Origin of the sequence: Pseudoalteromonas sp. SG43-3 (assembly GCF_014164385.1) — a bacterium.
Taxonomy (GTDB): domain Bacteria; phylum Pseudomonadota; class Gammaproteobacteria; order Enterobacterales; family Alteromonadaceae; genus Pseudoalteromonas; species Pseudoalteromonas distincta.
On record NZ_JACJFC010000027.1, the window covers coordinates 1 to 19490 of the forward strand.

Consider the following 19490-nt stretch of genomic DNA (forward strand, 5'->3'; position numbering starts at 1 on the left):
CGTGGTTAATCACAGGGCACAAAAAAGCCGCTCACTTTAATTAAAGTGAGCGGCTTTTTTAATGCCTATTAAATAGTGTTAATAGGCATTTTACGAAAGCTTATAAACTTTCTATTTTAGTTTTTTGCTCAAGTAGCTTAGTTTTAGCATCGCTAAACTCAGCCAGTTTTGCATTTTCTTTAGCAAGTACCGCTTCAGGTGCGTTATTAACAAACTTTTCGTTAGCGAGTTTGTTTTGCACTTGTGCTAGGCCTTTTTCTGCTTTTTCGAGTTGCTTATTAATACGTGAAAGCTCGGCTTCTACATCAATTAAGCCCGCCATTGGGATCATGATCTCAAGGTTGCCAACATAAGACGTTGCACATGCAGGTGCGTCGTCTTTGTTTTCAAGCATTGTAAACTCTTCAATTTTTGCAAGTGATGCTAAAAATGATTTGTTTTCTTCAATACGGCGCACGTCGTCGCTTGATGCATTAGCAAGTAATATGCTAAGCGGTTTACTTGGGCTAATATCCATTTCACCACGAATATTACGAATAGCTAAAATGAATTGTTTAACCCACTCTAAGTCGTCCATCGCTTTAGCATCAACGCTTGCTTCATTATATACAGGGAACGGCTGAACCATAATGCTGGTGTTTGTTGTTTCAAGGCCTGCAAGAGGTGCAACACGTTGCCAAATAGTTTCAGTGATGTACGGCATCATTGGGTGCATTAAACGCAGTAAGCTTTCAAGTACGGTAATAAGTGTATTACGTGTACCACGTTGCTGTGCTTCATTACCTTTAAATAATACCGGCTTAGTTAGCTCTAAGTACCAATCACAGAACTGGTTCCAAGTGAATTCGTAAAGCGTGTTAGCAGCTAAGTCAAAACGATAGTTATCAAGGTGTTCAGTGTATGTTTTAACTGTTGACTCAAATTGACCTAAAATCCAGCGGTCAGCTAATGAAAGCTCTTTTTGTGCATCGTTTGCAAAACCACAGTCTTGCTCTTCTGTATTCATTAATACGTAACGGCTCGCGTTCCATAATTTATTACAGAAGTTACGGTAACCTTCAAGGCGGTTCATGTCCCAGTTAATATCACGACCGGTAGATGCCATTGCAGCAAGTGTAAAGCGAAGGGCGTCGGTGCCGTGTGCCTCAATACCGCCTGCAAATACTTTACGCGTATCTTTTTCAATTTTAGCGGCAAGTTTTGGCTGCATCATGTTACCAGTACGTTTTTGTACTAGGTCTTCAAGTTCAATGCCGTCAATCATGTCTAGTGGGTCAAGTACGTTACCTTTTGACTTAGACATTTTATCGCCATTGTCATCACGTATTAAGCCCGTTACATATACGGTTTTAAACGGAACTTGTGGTTTGCCATTTTCGTCTTTTATAAAGTGCAGCGTCATCATAATCATACGCGCAACCCAGAAGAAAATAATATCAAAACCAGTTACCAGCACATCAGACGGGTGGAAGGTTTTTAAATCATCGGTATTTTCTGGCCAACCTTGTGTAGAGAACGTCCAAAGTGCTGACGAGAACCACGTATCAAGTACGTCTTCGTCTTGGCTTAGTGTTACGTTATCTGCAATGTTGTTTTCGCGGCGAACTTCGGCTTCGTCGCGACCAACAAATACATTGCCTTCACTGTCGTACCAAGCTGGGATACGGTGACCCCACCAAAGCTGGCGTGAAATACACCAATCTTGTACGTCGTTCATCCACGAGAAGTACATGTTTTCGTATTGCTTAGGTACAAATTGAATGTCGCCGTTTTTAACAGCGTCTTTTGCAGGTTCAGCAAGTGGTGCAACACGTACATACCATTGGTCGGTAAGCAGTGGCTCGATTACCACGCCAGAGCGGTCACCGTAAGGTACCGTTAACGCATGGTCTTCGATTTTTTCAAGTAAACCAAGTTCTTCAAATTCTGCGATAATCGCTTTACGTGCAGCAAAGCGATCAAGCCCGTGCAAGCGCCCTGGAATTGGCGCGTCAAACTCAAGCTCTTTACCGTCAAAGGTGTATGTTTCACCTTGAGTAAGGATAGCGGCGTCTTTATCGAAAATGTTGATCATCGGCATTTGATGACGCTTGCCCACTTCGTTATCGTTAAAGTCGTGAGCTGGGGTGATTTTTACACAACCTGTGCCTTTGTCTTTATCAGCGTGTTCATCTGCAACAATGGTGATACGACGATTTACGATAGGTAATAAAATCTCTTTACCAATTAAATCTGTGTAGCGCTCATCATCAGGATTTACTGCAACACCTGAGTCACCCAACATGGTTTCAGGACGTGTTGTTGCTACTACTATGTAGTCTTTTCCGTCTTGTGTTGTAACGCCATCAGCTAATGGGTAACGTAAGTTCCACATGTGGCCTTGCTTGTCTTTGTTTTCAACTTCAAGATCAGAAATAGCCGTGTGTAATTTTGGATCCCAGTTTACTAGGCGCTTGCCTCGGTAAATTAGGTTTTCTTTATGGAGGCGTACAAACACTTCTTTAACAGCTTCAGATAAACCATCATCCATGGTAAAGCGTTCACGATCCCAATCAACCGATGCGCCAAGGCGACGAAGCTGCTTAGTGATAGTACCGCCAGATTCTTTTTTCCATTCCCAGATTTTATTAATAAAATCTTCGCGGCCTAAATCGTGGCGTGTTTTGCCTTCTTCGGCATGCAGTTTACGCTCAACCAACATTTGCGTTGCAATACCTGCGTGGTCAGTACCTACTTGCCATAATGTGTTGTTACCTTGCATACGTTTAAAACGCGTTAGGGTATCCATTATTGTATCTTGGAAGGCGTGGCCCATGTGTAAGCTACCAGTGACATTTGGCGGCGGAATCATAATTGAATATGGTACGCCTTTGCCAGATGGCTTAAAGTAGCCTTTTTGTTCCCAGTCTTGATATAGAGACTGTTCAATATCTTGCGGATTGTAGGTTTTATCCATTACACAGAACCTTAAATAAGTACTTAAATTAGTTGGTTAGTTTGCCTGATTGGCTAGCTATTAATATCTTGCGTGGTGAGATTGGCACCGAGTTGGCGTAGCTTTTTAAAACGCTCGCGGGCTGCCTGTTTAGCAGCTGCTTCTACGGGTACAAAATCAAAAACTTGGTTAAACCGACGAATGTAATCCGGTAACTGAGTAGCCAAGTTAATTAAAACTTTACGATTGCCAACAGGTGGCGTAATACCAATTTCTACAGGTGCGCCGCCTTTAGGGCCTTCACCTTGTAAATTATGTGGCACAAAACTATCTGGATCGAATGCCCAAATTATTTCATCAATGGCACAGGCTGCTTCATTATCGTTAACACAAATAAACACACGCTGCCCATTTCGATACTGATCGGCCGCAATTTGAGCAGCCAAAGCAAAATGATCGTCAGCCTTAGCTGTTAACTCATCTTGTTGCTTTAGAACGAAAAATTTAGCGTTCATGTTCATTGTATCGGGGTTTCCCATGACATTGAATGTATACCAAATTGATATACATAAATTAAGAGGCAGATTTTGCCATATAACGGGGTTTGCTTCAATTAATACACAAATAAATAAGGCGCCAAATGGCGCCTTATAAATAGCTAAATAGATTATTAATCGTGCGTAGCTTCGCTTACACCCGCTCGATTTAATAAATACTGAGTAAGCATAGGAACAGGACGGCCCGTTGCGCCTTTTTTAGCGCCACTGCGCCACGCTGTACCGGCAACATCTAAATGTGCCCAATTATACTTTTTAGTAAATTTAGATAAGAAACATGCCGCAGTAATAGTACCCGCAGAGCGTCCACCTAAGTTCGTAAAGTCAGCAAATGGGCTTTCTAGTTGATCTTGATAGTCATCCCATAACGGTAACTGCCATGCACGGTCGCCACTTTGCTCAGACGCTTTTAATAAATCGTGCGCAAGTGGGTTATGGTTTGATAGTAAACCAGTAGCATGCGCGCCAAGGGCTACAATACACGCGCCAGTTAGCGTTGCTACGTCAATAACCGTATCTGGATTAAAGCGTTCAACATATGTTAGTGCGTCACATAATACTAAGCGGCCTTCAGCGTCGGTGTTTAATACTTCAACTGTTTGCCCTGACATTGTTGTTAAAATATCACCTGGACGATACGCATTTGAGCCAGGCATGTTTTCACAACCCGCTAAAACACCAATAACGTTAATCGGCAATTGCATTTGTGCAAGTGCACGCATTGCGCCAATAACGCCTGCTGCTCCGCCCATGTCGTATTTCATTTCGTCCATGCCTTCGCCTGGTTTTAATGAAATACCGCCTGAATCAAACGTTAGACCTTTACCAACAAGTACAATAGGGGCTTGGTCATCAGCGGCGCCTTTGTAGTTAATAATCGACATAATCGATTCGTTATCACTACCTCGGCCAACAGCTAGGTAAGAATTCATACCAAGTTCTGCCATTTGCTTTTCGTCAATAAGATCAACAGTGATGTTGTCAAAATCAGTTGCCAGCTCTTGTGCTTGTTCACCTAAGTACACAGGATTACAAATATTTGGTGGCATATTAGCTACGTCTTTACATAGCTTACTACCTGCTGCAATGGCTAAACCATGCTCAATAGCGCTTTCGCCAATAGTTAGTTCGCGTCGTGTTGGTACGTTAAACACCATTTTACGCAGTGGACGGCGAGGGTCTACTTTTTTACTTTTCAGTTGGTTGAACGTATATAAGCAGTCTTGCGTTGTCTCAACTGCCTGACGTACTTTCCAGTAGGTGTCGCGACCTTTAACGTGTTGCTCTGTTAAAAAGCAGACTGCTTCCATAGAGCCCGTTTCGTTTAAGGTATTAATAGTTTTAGAAATGATTTGTTTATATTGCTTATCATCAAGCTCACGCTCTTTACCACAACCAACAAGCAATATGCGCTCGCTTAATACATTAGGTACATGATGCAATAATAAAACTTGGCCTGGCTTACCTTCTAAATCGCCACGGCGAAGTAAATTAGAGATATAACCATCACTAATTTTATCGAGTTGTTCACCAATGGGGGATAACCTACGTGGCTCGTAAACGCCAACCACAATACATGCGCTGCGCTGTTTTTCTGGGCTACCACTTTTTACGTTAAATTCCATTGTTACTCCTGGTTTTGAGTCGTTTAAGTTACTAAGTTGGGGCTAAAAAAGTATTTTCTAGTCTTATCTACGTAACTTATGTAAGGATAATTCTTATTTTAGCTGATTTTGTTAGACTCTTACTGTGTAATTGAACTTTATATGCTTAAGGGCTACTAATGCAACATTATATCGTGCACTTAGGTAGGATAATTAATTTTGATGGCTTATAATAATAGCCTATTTGCCGGTATTAATTGGGTAAAATAGCTATTTAACTATTCAATTCTCACTATCGTAGTGAAATTCCATGTTTAACAGGGGCGAGCATTGCTAATTTTCCGTTATTTGACCGCTGAGGTTTTAAAATCGCAGGTCGCCGTATTTTTAACTTTGATGACAATATTTTTGTCACAAAAGTTAGTTGGTATTTTAGGTGATGCCTCTGAGGGCAGCATTCCTGCTAAATTAGTGCTATCGATGATTGCACTAAAACTTCCACAACTAGCCTCGCTAATACTTCCGCTGAGTATATTTTTAGGCATTATTTTAGCCTACAGCCGTATTTACGCCGATAGCGAAATGACCGTACTTAAAGCCTGTGGCGTAAGTGAATGGTATGTTGTGCGCGTAACACTTATATCAAGTGTAGGGCTTGCTATATTAGCCGCAGCACTGACTATGTATATAGCGCCGTGGGCAAGCGAGCAAGAGTATCAATTAAAAGAACAAGCCAAAGCCGATGCGGGGCTATCCGCACTCAGAGCTGGGCGGTTCCAAGAAACCGGTAACGAAAAAGCCGTGGTGTTTATTCATAATATTGAAAAGGGTGGCAAAGAGCTCAATAAGGTATTTGTTGCACAGTTACCCGATAGCGAAAAAGGCAACCTAGCGCGCTTAGTATATGCAGAGCAAGGTGTTGTGGTTGAAGCAGTAAATGGTGAGCAACAGCTCGTGCTAACAGATGGTAAACGTTACGAAACAGATGGCACAACGCCTGCACTTAACTTAACAGAATTTGATGGTTACAGCGTACAAATACGAGAACAAGAAATAGAGCACCAACGCCGTAAATTAGAGGCTGTGCCTACTAATCAATTACTCGCCATTAATACTCCAGAATCTATTGCTCAATGGCAGTGGCGACTCGCTATTCCGTTATCAATTCCGTTACTTACCTTACTGGCAGTACCGCTAAGTGTGGTTAATCCTCGTCAAGGTAAATTTGCAAAACTAGTACCTGCTATAAGCTTGTACTTAGGCTATTTTATTTTATTAAATGCCGCTAAATTTGCAGTTGAAGATGGCAAAATTCCGCCTTCAATTGGCTTGTGGTGGATTCACCTAAGTGCCTTGTTTATAGGTGGATTATTAATTATAAAAGGGCGACCGTTGGGCGCTTGGCTTAAAGCCGTTGTAACTAAGCGGGAGTTAGGCTCATGATGAAAACGCTTGATTGGTATTTAGGCCGCAGTATTTTACAAACTACCGGCTTTGCATTGTTGGTACTTGTTGGTATTAGCACCTTAATTAAGTTTATCGACCAGCTAAAGTCGGTAGGGCGTGGCAGTTACGATTTAATGACCGCAATGCTTTACACGCTTTACACAATACCTGGCGATTTAGTGGTGTTTTTTCCGATGGCTGCGCTAATTGGTGGCTTAACGGGGTTGGGGGCACTTGCCTCAAACAGTGAGCTGGTAGTGATGCAAGCGGCTGGTATGTCGCGCTTACAAATAATTGGCTCTGTGATGAAAACGGCTATATTTATGGCTGTATGCATGATGGCACTTGGCGAATGGGGTGCACCTGAAGCGCAATTACACGCCAAAGAAATGCGTAACCAAGCAATACATGGCGGCGATGTATTTAACACACAAAAAGGTGTATGGGCTAAAGACGGCAGCAATTTTATTAATATTGAAGATGTTGACGAAAACGGCAGGCTCAACGGGGTACACATGTACCACTTTGACAAATCGTTAGAGCTTACCCAAATCACTAAAGCAAAAGATGCACTGAGCCGAAAAGAAGGCTGGCTACTTCGTGATGTAAATAAGGTTATTATTACGAGCGAAAAAACCACAACAGAGCAACTACCAGAAGAGTTTTACCCTTCACAATTGACCGCTGAAAAGTTAGGAGTTGTTTCGGTAAAACCAGAGTCACTTTCATTTACTGGGCTTTGGTCGTATTTAACTTACTTAGAGCAAAACGAACAAGACACTAGTACCTACGAGCTTGCACTGTGGCGTAAGCTTATGCAGCCTGTATCTGTAGCGGTAATGCTGCTGGTGGCGCTCTCGTTTATATTTGGCCCGCTGCGAACCGTTACTATGGGCGCACGTATTATTATGGGTGTTGTAACGGGGATCGTGTTTCATTTAACTAATGAAATATTTGGCCCTGTAGTTATGGTTTACCAAATACCTGCCATTATAGGTGCGGTATTGCCCAGTATTATATTTATAGGCTTTGCGACATATTTGATGAATAAACGGGTATAGAGTACCTATTCAAAGCATTAAAAAGGGTGACCAGTAGTCACCCTTTTTGCTTTTTAATTACCAGTTTTGGAAAGCTGGTATTAATCAAGCTCACTATAAATACGTCTGTTTTCTTCTTTAGTAAGTGCAATAACTTCTGTTTTAGAGATGTAATCTTGCAGTGCTTTTTTGTTTTTAAAATCGACTAACACCACCAAATTACCTAGACCGAGTAAAGCGCTAACGCTGCGGATAATTGATTGCGGCCAGCTAATTAAATTACCTTCAAGAGTTTGTACTTTTAAACGCCATGCACGCATGCCAATGGTTTGCCCGCTTTTAGTCCAAAAGTAGCCAAAAAATACTAAGCTAACAATAATTAAAAGAGCGGTACGAATACCCGAAAGAAGATTTGAATTTTGAATAAATGCAGATACATCCTCTGCGCCATTTAAACTAATTACATCGAGAGAAATAAGCCCCTGTACTGCAAATAAATACAGCACTACAGTTAACATCGCAAACGCAATAATGGCTAACGTATCGTAGACCAACGACGCAAAACGGCGCCAAAAACCAGCACGTGGAAACTCACCCGACATAAATACACTCTCACTATTAATATGCGAGCTAGTTTAACAAAAAAGCTTACAAATACTAAGACATGTTAATGTTTAGAGAGAATTGATTTTATTGCTGTAAATTACTACCTACGGAGGGGAATGAAAAAGACCCTACTATTTACAGTAAGGCCTTTTAATTTATAGCGAGTTTAACCTAGCTTTATGGCAAGGTATTTTATGTCGTCACCACTTATTTGCGGTAAAAAATAAATATCGCCGTATTTAAAATACTGCTGTGAGTTAATTATTACGGCCTGTGCTGTCTGAGGCAATGAATCGTAAGTTTGGCCCAAGCTATAGTCATTCACATTACCCACTTTTATTGCCTGATTAAGGCGAGTTGATGGCTCATCAACAACCGTATAACCATTATTATCTGCAATGTAGTACACATTTTGATAAGTGTAGTAAGTCGTATTATGGTGTTTAAAATGCCTGTAATTTCTTGGTAGCGTATTTATACGCAGGCCTCTAGGTGGTTTAACAACATGGTAGCCTCTTTTAGCTTTACGGTAATAAAGGCCGTCGTTAAACGTAAACGAAATACCATTAAATCTGATTGATGCGCTATTGCGTGGTAAATGGTTTATAAATCGATTTTGTCTGTAAGGGACTGAATTGTGATGGCTTGTTAAGTAGTTATATTTTCGCTGGTTGTAGCGGTGTAGTTCACGCTTTTCCTGTTTGTACTTAGCAAGTTTACGTTTTTCTTGCTTACGGTCTTCTCGTTTTTCTTTTTTATGCTCAATACGCTGCTTTTTTTCATGGCGGCGTTCATCGCGTTTATATTCAACACGTTTGTCGTGATCGCGTTTAAAGCTTTTATCATTCTCTCGCTCGTTTTGTGCTCCAAGCGCAGAGCCTGATACTGCGCCAATGGCGAGCAGGGCAGGTAGTAAAAAAGTAAGTTTCATAATATTGCCTCGTTTATGTTTTTACATAACTGGGTTCAATACTAGCGGCTCAAACTGAATGTTAACTGACATACAACAGCAAACGGAGTTATGCTTACAGCTTTTTACATTTTACTGACGGTTCTTGACATAATCTCTAGTTTTTGACGATTTTAGGAACGTTTTAATACACCAAAATGATTAGTGGTGTCATAAAAAATGGCTATTAAATTAGTAATTAAGCCTTCCTTGGCTTTGCTGGTTAATTACTTTTGATAAAAAGGATAATCGCTATAACCTACTTCAGTACCGCCATACATAGTGGCTGCATCAGCTTCGTTAAACGTCCAATTATTTGCTATACGCTCTGGTAAATCAGGGTTAGCTATAAATGGGCGACCAAATGCAAATAAGTCACCGTAACCTTCACCTAAAATACGCACTGCTTTTTCTACTGTGTATTTACCTGCATAAATAATGCGCCCTGAAAATTCAGCTCGGACTGCTTTATAAAATTCTTGTGGTAAATCGGGAGCGTTATCCCAATCAGCTTCCGCAATCGATAAGTAAGCAATACCTGCTTGCTCAAGCACTTTAACGGCCTGGATATAAGTGTGATGAGGGTTTGATTCAACAAGTCCTAAATACACTCGTGTTTCATCTGTGCTTTCAAATAAAGGAGCAAAGCGAACACCTAAACGATCAGAGCCTACAACGTCACTTACCGCTTCAACTATCTCTTTTAAAAAGCGCAGGCGATTACTAAGCGTTCCACCGTATTGATCGTCACGGTTATTAGTATGCTCAGAAATAAACTGATTAACTAAATAGCCGTTAGCACAATGAAGCTCCACACCATCAAAGCCAGCTTCTAGAGCATTGCGTGCAGCTTGAGCATACATGTTTACCAGTTCGCCAACTTCAGTTGTTGTTAGCGCACGAGGCTCACTTGGGTCAGCCAATGCGCCTTCACCAGGTGCGGTTTCAATAAATACTTTTACATTGTCAGCTGCAATGTCTGAAGGACCAACCGGTTTACCTGAATTTGGTTGTAGTGTGGCGTGCGATACGCGCCCTACATGCCAAAGCTGAGCAAAAATAACACCGCCTTTAGCGTGTACCGCGTGTGTTACTTTTTTCCAGCCTTCAATTTGTGCTTGCGAGTGAATACCTGGGGTCCAAGCGTAGCCTTGTCCACGAGGTTCTATTTGTGTGCCTTCGGTAACCATAAAACCAGCCGATGCCCGCTGCGCATAATACTCAGCCATTAATTCATTAGGAATATTGCCAGGCTGAGTGCTGCGAGAGCGAGTAAGAGGTGGCATCACAATACGGTTTTTAAGTGTAAAAGGGCCAAGCTCAATTGATGAGAATAAAGGGGCGGTATTAACTAATTCTGATTTCATTTTAAATTCTCTTATAAAGCAAACAAAGGCTTAAATAGTGGTTAAGCAACATTGGCAGCATAGAGATTTAAGGATACAATTTGAAACAACACTTTTTTGTGCAGCATACAATTATGAATGGTATCAGTCGGCTCGATATAAAACAGTTAAGAGTACTCAGTAGCTTATTAGAACTGCAAAATCTTTCACAAGTAGCCAAAAAAATGGGGTTAACGCAACAAGCTATTAGTGAGCAACTACGAAAACTACGAGACTTATTTGACGATCGCTTGTTTATACGCCAAGGCAATAACATGGTTGCTACTCCTAAAGCGCAAGGACTCAAGGCGCCTGTTAATCATATTTTAAAGCAATTAGAGTCGTTACTAGAGCCCGAGCAGTTTAGCCCGCAAACTTATAAAGGTGTGTTTACCATAAGCGCAACCGACTACGCCACGCAGGCCTTATTGCCACAATTATTTAATATTACCCGCCGCGAAGCGCCAGGTTTAAAGTTGATTGTGCGCGACTTTGCATCAGATAACGTTAATCAACTTATAACGGCAGGCGAGCTTGATTTGCTGATAAGCTTTCCAGAATTTATACCCGACAACCTTTCTTATATCACTTTGTTTGAAGAACAACATTTGTGTATTACCGGTATAGGTAACACGACTTACACTGAACCTTTGAGTTTGGCGCAATTTGCAAAGCATCCACAGCTAGTGGTGTCGCCATCTCGTGCAAATTTGCGCGGATCGCACGATCAGTGGTTTGAAAGCCAAGGGCTAAAACGTAATATTGTAATGTCGGTACCAAGTTTTTCTGCGGTGCCCGACATTTTACATACAACCGATATGCTCGCGTTTTACCCATCAAGATTATTACCAAACAGCAAAGTTAAACAGCTAAAAATAGAAGCTCTGCCCCCTACATTTAAAGTAATAGCCGCATGGCATCCGCGTACTAATAACAGCCCTATTCATAAATGGTTGATAGAGCAATTACAAAACTTATAACGATATAAAACATCTAAAGTGACTACTTTTTACTGTTAAATTAGCAACCCAATATTTAGATTAAATCATTTAACCCCTCCTTAACCCTCGACCTAATAAGCTATGTGTAATAGTACGAATTAGGCATAGTTAAATGGTTTATTTTAAAAAGCACTCAACCGGTTTTTTACTTGCACTTAGTTGTACGCTTGCTGCATGTAGTAGTCAGCCAAGCTATCAAGGTAATAGTACTGAGCAGTCGCTAAAACAACATACAAACTGGCAGTACACGCAAAGTAACGCACAGCACGTAAATTACATTACCGATTTGGTGAATATAGAAGGGCTTGATTCGCTTATTGAGCAAGCTGTTACTAATAATCCATCGTTTAATCAAGTGCATGTTGCATTAAAACTAGCTTATGCGCAGCGTGGTGTAACCGCTGCAAGTCAGTGGTTTAGTGTAGATGCGGGATTTGACGCGCAGCGCAGTGAAACCGAAGGCACGCAATATAGCTCATCAGTAGGTATAAGTTGGGAAGCTGATATATGGCAAAAAATTGCTGACAATGTAGCCGCGCAAGATATGACTATTGCCAGTAACCAAGCTACTTATCAAGGTGCTAAAGACACATTAGTAGCGAGTGTTATTCGTACTTATTTAAATATTATTTTGCAGCAAAATTTGCTCGATATAGAGCAGCAACGTTTAGTTGTTTTACAAAATAATGAGCAAAGTATTGTAGAGCGCTACCAATATGGGTTAGGTGATTTAGAAGCGCTTGATACCGCCCGTACTAGCACGGCATCTACCCGCGCGACCATTGCCGATTACAAAGAACAAATAGCAAAAGCAAAGCGTGCTTTAATGCTAATTGTAGGCACTGATAAACTTCAAAACCTGCCAAGTACATTAACTCTACCAAGCGTTATTGAGCCATTAAGTACCTTACCAGAGCAAGATTTAGCGCGCCGACCTGACTTACAAAGTGCCTATTACAACATTCAGGCAAAGCATTACTTGGTTGATGTATCGTACAAAGAGCTACTACCGAGTATTTCGCTTTCGGCATCACTGAGTGATTTAGCAAGCACGCCAAGCCAAGCATTATTAACTAGCCCAGTGTGGAGTTTATTAGGCAGTTTAAGTGCCCCTTTATTTGAAGGTGGAGCACTGCGTGCGCAAGTTGATATTGCAAAATTAAATGCCGAGCAAGCGTTTTGGCAGTACCAAGATACGCTGCTAAGTGCGGTAAACGAAGTTGAAAATGCACTCGGGCAGGAGCAATCATTAACCGACCAGCAACTGCAAATTAGCAATGCACTTGCTAGCGCTAAACGCAGCTTTAGTAACTATCAAAGTAAGTATCAACAAGGTTTGGTTGATATTTTAGATTTGCTAACAGTGCAACAAAAAGTATACGACCTGCAAGCCCAGCTTAGCCAAATAAACTACACCCTTTTAACTAACCGCATAGATTTAGGCCTCGCTTTGGGCCTTGGAGTATCGTCATGAAAATTTCGCCAACACCGGTTGTTGTAACGCTTGTTGCTATTGTTTGTATAGGGCTTGCTATTATGTATAACGGTCAAAAAATGGCTGAAAAAGCAAATAGTCCACAACCTGCCGCTATTAAAGCTATTGCCCCAAATGTATCGGTAATTAATGCAGCTCCGAGCACTTATCAGGCTTATGTTAGCAGCCACGGTGAAGCTAAAGCGCATTGGTCACTTAGCTTAAAAGCACAAGTTAAAGGCGAAGTAACCAGTATGAGCGAGCAATTTTCGACCGGTAACTTAATAACTAAAGGGCAGGTGTTTGCACAAATTGATGACACCGAATACTTACAAGCTCTAGCTAGCGCAAAAGCAACATTGGCTGATGCAAAACTAGCACTGCAAGAAGAACAAGATTTAGGTAATCAAGCAAAACGTGAATGGGATCGCTCAGGCGTTACGCAAGCGCCAAGCTCGCCGCTTGTATTTAGAACGCTACAACTAGAAGCCGCGCAAGCTACGCTCGATAACGCACGATATGCACTTAAAACCGCACAGCGTGATGTAAATAACACCCAGTTAAGTGCACCATTTGACGCTGTTATTTTATCGCGCGATATAGATTTAGGTACTTATGTGAGTATTGGCGATACGCTTGCCACGCTAAACAGCACTGACAAAGTAGAAATAACGGTGCCGCTTTCATTAAGTCAGTGGCAAAACCTAGCAAATAATAAATCAGGCGATGTTATTTTAAGTGATGTAACCACTAATACTAAATGGAACGGTTATATTGCACGTTTTGAGCAACACCTTGATGACAGCTCGCGCCAACGCAGCGTAATTGTTGCCTTAGATAAACCGTTTGAGCAAACAACGCCGTTACTGCCTGGTACATTTTTAGCGGTAGAAATTGCCGGTAAGCAGTTAAGTAACGTAATAAAACTGCCTGCTTCGGCGGTATCTCAAGATGGCTTAATTTGGTACGTAAATGATCAAAATAGCTTAGTAAGCACACACGCTAATAAAGTATTTGAGCGTGGGGATTACGTATATATTACGCCAGTAGATGGTGCTAAAAATCTAAAAGTGGTGGCGCGCCCACTTGTTAGTTACTTAAACGACATGAAAGTAAATCCAATAGTTGAGGAGATACAATAATGAGCCCTCATCAACCACCTCAAATACCCAGTAATAATAACCCGCTGCACGGTATTATTAATTGGTTTGCAAATAACTCTGTTGCCGCTAACTTATTGTTAGTTAGTGTGATTGTAATGGGTATTATGTCGCTTACGACTTTACGTAAAGAGGCTTTTCCGAGTTTAGAACCAGATACTATTTCGGTATCGGTGGTTTACGACAGTGGCGATGCATTGCAAGCCGAAGAAGGAATAGCGTTAAAAATAGAAGAAGCGCTCGAAACCGTATCGGGTATTAAACGTATTACCTCTACATCCGATGCTAGCGGTAGCCATGTAAGCATTGAAAAAAGTACTGATTACTCACTCGATGAGTTACTTGTTGACGTTAAAAACCAAGTTGACGCTATTAATAACTTTCCGGCAGATGCTGAGCAACCTGTTATTGATAAAGCCCGTAGGCAAGATCATGCATTAACGCTGCAACTTTTTGGGGATGCAGATCGCCATACATTACAAAACCTGGGTGAAAAACTTAAAGCCGATTTATTAGCGCAATCAGGCATTAGCGACGTAGAGCAATCAGGTGTGCTCGACCCGATGATGTCCATAGAAATCGACGAAGGTAAATTACAAGCATATGGCTTAACTATTAGTGATGTAAGTGAGGTCATTAATAATGAGTCATCAAGCCCGCTTTCGACTAGTTTGCGCGATAGCAGTAAAATTATACGCTTAAAAGCCGCCGACCAAGCTTACTGGCAGCGCGACTTTGCCAATATTGTATTGTTAACAACCGCATCAGGCACACAAATTAAGTTAGGAGATGTAGCCACAGTTACCGACTCATTTGCCGAAGATAGCAACTCATTAAGCCGTTATAACCAACAAAATGCCGTAGGCGTTGAAATTTTAATGGGCGATAACAGCGATATAACTACCATTGTTAAGCAAGCTAATAGCGTAATAGATAAATGGCACGAAAGCGGTTTATTACCTCAAAACGTAGAGCTTGAAAGCTGGCACGACAAAAGCACCATGATCACCGAGCGTTTATCGCTACTTACTAAAAATGCCGTGACCGGTATTATTATGGTGTTTGTAATACTTGCCATATTTTTAAACGTACGCGTAGCGCTGTGGGTTGCTGGTGGCTTGCCGTTTGTATTTTTTGGTACGCTTTATTTTATGACCGATGGCTACACCGCACTAACCATAAACGAAATGACCACCTTTGGTTTTATTATGGCGCTGGGCATAGTGGTAGACGATGCCGTTGTTGTAGGCGAGAGTATTTACACCACACGTAAAAAGCATGGCGATACATTAAATAATACAGTTTTAGGTACCATGAAGGTTGCTGTGCCAACAATATTTGGGGTGTTAACCACGGTGGCTGCGTTTGTAGCGCTTTCGAATGTGTCGGGCAACTTAGGTAAAATTTATTCTCAATTTGCCACTGTAGTGACCATTTGTTTACTGCTTTCAGTTGTTGAATCAAAACTTATTTTACCCTCGCATTTAGCCCACATTAGTACTAAACGCCAAGTTAAAAAAGGCTTAGCAGGTCTGTGGTCAAAAATACAACATGGTGCTGATAGCGGCTTAAGCTGGTTTAGTAAAAACATTTACTGCAAGGTTATTGAATTTTCACTGCGCTTTAGATACGCCGTAGTGGCTGCGTTTATCGCCTTTTTTATATTAGTTATTGGCATGCCGATGACAGGCACAGTTAAAGTTGGTTTTTTCCCAAGTATTGCAGGCGATACCGTAACAGCCGATTTGGTTATGCAAAACGACGCCGCTTATGGGCAAACAAACACAAACTTACTAACGCTTGAGCAAAGTGCATTACAAGCTGAGCAAAACTTAATGACTAAGTTGAACTCTGACAAAAGCGAAATAACCAGCCTACAAGTCATTAGTAGCAGCGACACCAGCGGTGACGTAAGCGTTGAGCTATTAAACGAAGGCGCTTTTACAGCAAGCGAATTTGCTCAAGAGTGGCAGCGCGTAGCAGGTAGCCTTGAGGGCAGTAAAAAATTACAAATATTAGCCACGCGTAAAATGGTTGATAACTTTAAAGTTGAGCTTAAAGCGTGGGACGACGAAACCGTAATGGCGGCGGGCGCACTATTTAAGGAGCGCTTACAAAATACCGCAGGCGTTAACGGAATAGACGACAACTTAAACCCAGGTCAGCCACAACTTAAATTTACCCTAAATGCACAAGGGCGCGCGCTTGGCATGGATACAGCTAGTTTATCAAAGCAAGTACTGCAAGCCTTTGGTGGTGCAGTTGTACAGCGCTACCAACGTAATAAAGACGAAGTTAAAGTACGTGTACGCTACCCAGAAGATGCTCGTAAAACACCTGCCGATATAATGCAGTCGCGTATTCGCCTGCCTGATGGCACCGTTGTCCCTTTAGTTAACGTAGCCACAGTAAGCAGTGAATATCAGCAAGATGAAATAACCCGCATTGATGGACTTCGTGCAATTTATTTAAGCGCCCAAGTAGATAAAAACGTGATTGCTCCAAACGAGTTAGTTGCTAACTTAAAGCGCGACTTAATTCCAGAGTTAACACAGCAATTTCCTAACTTAAGTGTGTATTTTGCAGGAGAGGCAGAGCAACAAAGCGAAACCACCAGCTCAATGAGCACTATGTTTGTAGCAGCTTTATTAGTTATTTACGTGTTGCTGGCTATTCCGCTTAAATCGTACATTCAACCTATGTTGATTATGGTAGCAATTCCGTTTGGCATTGTGGGCGCTATTTTAGGACATTGGTGGAACGACTTAACCATTAGTATATTGTCGTTAAATGGTATTTTGGCGCTCAGTGGGGTAGTTGTAAACGACAGCTTATTACTTGTTTCACGCTTTAACGAACTAGTAAAAGAAGAGAGCATGAGCACGCACGATGCCATAGTTGAGTCGTGTACGAGCCGATTACGTGCGGTATTACTTACCTCAATTACGACGTACGCAGGCTTAGTGCCGCTACTTAGCGAAACCTCAATGCAGGCACAGTTTTTAATTCCTGCTGCCGCATCACTTGGCTATGGTATTTTGTTTGCCACGGTTATTACCTTAATACTTATACCGGCATTATTGATGATTCAAACCGATGCTAAACGCGGTATTGATGCTGTGCTAATATCGCTAGGTGCTAAAAATAAAACGCAGGAAGTAGCCTCTTAATGATAAACGTACTACTGGTTGAAGACGACATAGATTTGGCAACCACCATTGTTGATTATCTCGAAATTGAGTCAATAGAGTGTGACCATGCAAGCAATGGCGTAATGGGTTTAAATTTAATAGAACTTAATCAATATCAAATGATTATATTAGATGTAAACATGCCCAAAATGGACGGTTTAACCATGTGTAAATCATTGCGTGAGCAAGGCATTGATATACCTGTATTAATGCTGACAGCGCGCGATAGCCTCGACAATAAGCTTGAGGGGTTTGCAGCCGGTAGTGACGACTATTTAGTAAAACCATTTGCCATGAAAGAGCTAGTAGCGCGGGTTCAAGTATTAGCAAAGCGTAAAAGTGGAGAGGTTAAGCGACTTACCTTTACTAATTTAACACTTAATTTAACCGCGCATACAGCAACAGTGGCTGCGCACAGTTTAAAGTTATCACCCATTACTTTTAAGTTATTAGAAGTGCTTGTGCGAGAGCAGCAAAAACCGGTAACCCGACAGGTAATTATGCAAGCAATATGGGGAGACGATCAGCCAGACAGCAATAGCTTAAAAGTGCATATTCATCATTTGCGTAAACAGCTAGAGCAAGCGCATTGCCAAGCCGTACTAGAAACAATACCCAGTGTAGGGTTTGCGCTAAAATTAAAAAATGGGACACAAGCATGAAAATTAGACCCAGCCTGAGGTTGTATTTTTTTGCCACCATGGTGCTTTTAAGTTCATTAATGGCAATTGGTTTTTCGTTTTTAAGTGTTAATTATTTTATTGATGGCTTAGACCGAGGGTTAAATGGCGTAATGCATGCGCTTTCGCAATCTACTGAGGTTAAAAACGGTGAACCTGCAGAAATGATTGGCTTTAAAATAGCGAGTCGCTGGGAAGACATGCCAAGCGAAATTCAGCAACGCTTTACAAAGCCTACAGAGATTGGCGTATTGCAAAAAAGCAAAGTAAAACCATCGTTTTTTTCAATGCCGGAAGACCTCTATTTTGTAGCGTATTTTCAAAACCCTGCAGGGGAGCCCCGTTACGTATCACGTATTATGCTTGAAAAAGAGCGCCTTAAAAAACAAAGCTCACCCGATAAACCTATAAAAAAGTTGGCATGGATAGCGTTAACAGGGGTTACGGCAATTGCTTTATTTACCTTCTTTTTGTTTATGGTAATGAAAAAAATAGCTAAGCCAGTAGAGTCACTACGCGGTTGGGCTAAGTCGTTAAATCAAAAGAATTTACAAAACACGCCGCCCGACTTTACCTATAACGAACTAAATACCTTGGCAACGTTAATACGCAGTAGCTTGCTTTCTGCTCACGACAGCCTTGAGCGAGAACAGCGCTTTTTAAGTTATGCGAGCCACGAGTTACGTACACCAATTTCGGTTATTCGTAGCAACGTTGAATTACTTAACCGCTTAAGCGAAAAAGCACCTTTAAGCGATAAACAACACCTTACACTGCAGCGAATAGAGCGCGCCGGTTTAACCATGAGCGATTTAACCGAGACGTTATTGTGGCTTAGCAGAAATGACGACCAGCAAAGTGCACCAGAACCCGTAAACCTAGCCGAAAAAATAACGACCTTGAGTAACGAACTCGATTATTTACTCAATTCAAAACAAGTTGATGTACTTATAAATACCGATAACCAAAATACGACTATTAATACCGAAGCTACCGCATGTCACATTGTACTTACTAACTTAATACGTAATGCGTATCAGCATACACAACAAGGGCAAGTGCGAATTACTCAGCAGGATAGCCGTGTAATTATAGTAAATAGCAGCGCACAAACAGATACGCCACACAGTGCTAATAACACAAACAAGCCCGCTAATATTGGCTACGGTTTAGGATTAGAGTTAAGCGAAAAAATAATAAAACGACACGGTTGGGTATACGAAGTAAAAGACATGCCTGGGCGTTATGAAGTGGTGGTTGATTTTAGTTAATACGCTTTTTTAATACTTAACCTGAACTCTGGTTAAGAGATTTACTAACATATTGAATCATAGTGATATTTAAATTTATTTTCTCTAGCTAGAGATTTTCAGTGAAAACAAGGCGAATTTACGCGTCAATAGCTGGTCTATTGCAAGTAGATTCAACGCGGTTAGCGCTGAAAATAGCTGCTTGAGATAGA

At 41.3% G+C, this 19490-nt stretch carries 14 protein-coding genes; 8 read left to right on the plus strand and 6 right to left on the minus strand.

Annotated elements, in window-relative coordinates:
• Positions 1 to 100: 100 nt before the first annotated feature.
• The 3 genes from H5157_RS18455 to pepA all read right to left on the minus strand — a co-directional run bounded on the left by H5157_RS18455 (position 101) and on the right by pepA (position 5117).
• The gene (locus H5157_RS18455) at positions 101 to 2956 is read right to left on the minus strand and encodes a valine--tRNA ligase (protein WP_182725244.1); all 2856 of its coding nucleotides are present in this window, start codon (positions 2954 to 2956) and stop codon (positions 101 to 103) included.
• 53 nt (positions 2957 to 3009) lie between these two features.
• The gene (locus H5157_RS18460; protein WP_024600719.1) at positions 3010 to 3456 is read right to left on the minus strand and encodes a DNA polymerase III subunit chi; all 447 of its coding nucleotides are present in this window, start codon (positions 3454 to 3456) and stop codon (positions 3010 to 3012) included.
• 149 nt (positions 3457 to 3605) lie between these two features.
• Positions 3606 to 5117 carry a leucyl aminopeptidase gene (gene pepA / locus H5157_RS18465; RefSeq protein ID WP_024595639.1) on the minus strand — a complete coding sequence of 504 codons (1512 nt, stop codon included), beginning with the start codon at positions 5115 to 5117 and terminating at the stop codon, positions 3606 to 3608.
• A 309-nt stretch (positions 5118 to 5426) separates the two neighbouring features.
• Between pepA and lptF the strand changes: the two genes are divergently transcribed.
• Both lptF and lptG read left to right on the plus strand, forming a co-directional pair.
• Positions 5427 to 6539: an LPS export ABC transporter permease LptF gene (gene lptF, locus H5157_RS18470; RefSeq protein WP_002962016.1), complete on the plus strand. Its 1113-nt coding sequence runs from the start codon at positions 5427 to 5429 to the stop codon at positions 6537 to 6539.
• Positions 6536 to 7603 carry an LPS export ABC transporter permease LptG gene (gene lptG, locus H5157_RS18475; RefSeq protein WP_024603537.1) on the plus strand — a complete coding sequence of 356 codons (1068 nt, stop codon included), beginning with the start codon at positions 6536 to 6538 and terminating at the stop codon, positions 7601 to 7603. The genes lptF and lptG overlap by 4 nt, the downstream gene beginning before the upstream one ends.
• A gap of 80 nt (positions 7604 to 7683) precedes the next feature.
• On the opposite strand, the gene H5157_RS18480 is transcribed toward lptG, so the two are convergent.
• From H5157_RS18480 to H5157_RS18490, 3 genes are all read right to left on the minus strand, one after another.
• Positions 7684 to 8184 (minus strand): RDD family protein, encoded by a 501-nt coding sequence (locus H5157_RS18480; RefSeq protein ID WP_002962012.1) that lies wholly within the window; start codon positions 8182 to 8184, stop codon positions 7684 to 7686.
• A 170-nt stretch (positions 8185 to 8354) separates the two neighbouring features.
• A complete protein-coding gene (locus tag H5157_RS18485) occupies positions 8355 to 9119 on the minus strand; it encodes a DUF6515 family protein (protein WP_182725245.1) in 765 nt (254 codons plus the stop codon).
• A gap of 245 nt (positions 9120 to 9364) precedes the next feature.
• Complete coding sequence (locus tag H5157_RS18490) at positions 9365 to 10504, minus strand: alkene reductase (protein ID WP_182725246.1); 1140 nt, start codon at positions 10502 to 10504, stop codon at positions 9365 to 9367.
• Between the two features lie 80 nt (positions 10505 to 10584).
• Between H5157_RS18490 and H5157_RS18495 the strand changes: the two genes are divergently transcribed.
• From H5157_RS18495 to H5157_RS18520, 6 genes are all read left to right on the plus strand, one after another.
• Positions 10585 to 11502, plus strand: coding sequence for a LysR family transcriptional regulator (locus tag H5157_RS18495; RefSeq protein WP_220488585.1), 918 nt, complete (start codon positions 10585 to 10587; stop codon positions 11500 to 11502).
• 133 nt (positions 11503 to 11635) lie between these two features.
• A complete protein-coding gene (locus H5157_RS18500; protein ID WP_182725247.1) occupies positions 11636 to 12997 on the plus strand; it encodes a TolC family protein in 1362 nt (453 codons plus the stop codon).
• A complete protein-coding gene (locus tag H5157_RS18505) occupies positions 12994 to 14139 on the plus strand; it encodes an efflux RND transporter periplasmic adaptor subunit (protein ID WP_182725248.1) in 1146 nt (381 codons plus the stop codon). Before H5157_RS18500 ends, H5157_RS18505 begins: the two co-directional genes overlap by 4 nt.
• The gene (locus H5157_RS18510) at positions 14139 to 17327 is read left to right on the plus strand and encodes an efflux RND transporter permease subunit (RefSeq protein WP_182725249.1); all 3189 of its coding nucleotides are present in this window, start codon (positions 14139 to 14141) and stop codon (positions 17325 to 17327) included. The genes H5157_RS18505 and H5157_RS18510 overlap by 1 nt, the downstream gene beginning before the upstream one ends.
• Positions 17327 to 18010, plus strand: coding sequence for a response regulator transcription factor (locus tag H5157_RS18515; RefSeq protein WP_182725250.1), 684 nt, complete (start codon positions 17327 to 17329; stop codon positions 18008 to 18010). Before H5157_RS18510 ends, H5157_RS18515 begins: the two co-directional genes overlap by 1 nt.
• Complete coding sequence (locus H5157_RS18520; RefSeq protein ID WP_182725251.1) at positions 18007 to 19299, plus strand: HAMP domain-containing sensor histidine kinase; 1293 nt, start codon at positions 18007 to 18009, stop codon at positions 19297 to 19299. Before H5157_RS18515 ends, H5157_RS18520 begins: the two co-directional genes overlap by 4 nt.
• Positions 19300 to 19490 lie beyond the last annotated feature (191 nt).

What these genes read in the sequence shown, in the direction of transcription:
- H5157_RS18455 (WP_182725244.1), bottom strand. Translation starts at nt 2,956, where the DNA reads ATGGATAAAACCTACAATCCGCAAGATATTGAACAGTCTCTATATCAA.
- H5157_RS18460 (WP_024600719.1), bottom strand. Translation starts at nt 3,456, where the DNA reads ATGAACATGAACGCTAAATTTTTCGTTCTAAAGCAACAAGATGAGTTA.
- pepA (WP_024595639.1), bottom strand. Translation starts at nt 5,117, where the DNA reads ATGGAATTTAACGTAAAAAGTGGTAGCCCAGAAAAACAGCGCAGCGCA.
- lptG (WP_024603537.1), top strand. Translation starts at nt 6,536, where the DNA reads ATGATGAAAACGCTTGATTGGTATTTAGGCCGCAGTATTTTACAAACT.
- H5157_RS18480 (WP_002962012.1), bottom strand. Translation starts at nt 8,184, where the DNA reads ATGTCGGGTGAGTTTCCACGTGCTGGTTTTTGGCGCCGTTTTGCGTCG.
- H5157_RS18485 (WP_182725245.1), bottom strand. Translation starts at nt 9,119, where the DNA reads ATGAAACTTACTTTTTTACTACCTGCCCTGCTCGCCATTGGCGCAGTA.
- H5157_RS18490 (WP_182725246.1), bottom strand. Translation starts at nt 10,504, where the DNA reads ATGAAATCAGAATTAGTTAATACCGCCCCTTTATTCTCATCAATTGAG.
- H5157_RS18500 (WP_182725247.1), top strand. Translation starts at nt 11,636, where the DNA reads ATGGTTTATTTTAAAAAGCACTCAACCGGTTTTTTACTTGCACTTAGT.
- H5157_RS18505 (WP_182725248.1), top strand. Translation starts at nt 12,994, where the DNA reads ATGAAAATTTCGCCAACACCGGTTGTTGTAACGCTTGTTGCTATTGTT.
- H5157_RS18510 (WP_182725249.1), top strand. Translation starts at nt 14,139, where the DNA reads ATGAGCCCTCATCAACCACCTCAAATACCCAGTAATAATAACCCGCTG.
- H5157_RS18515 (WP_182725250.1), top strand. Translation starts at nt 17,327, where the DNA reads ATGATAAACGTACTACTGGTTGAAGACGACATAGATTTGGCAACCACC.
- H5157_RS18520 (WP_182725251.1), top strand. Translation starts at nt 18,007, where the DNA reads ATGAAAATTAGACCCAGCCTGAGGTTGTATTTTTTTGCCACCATGGTG.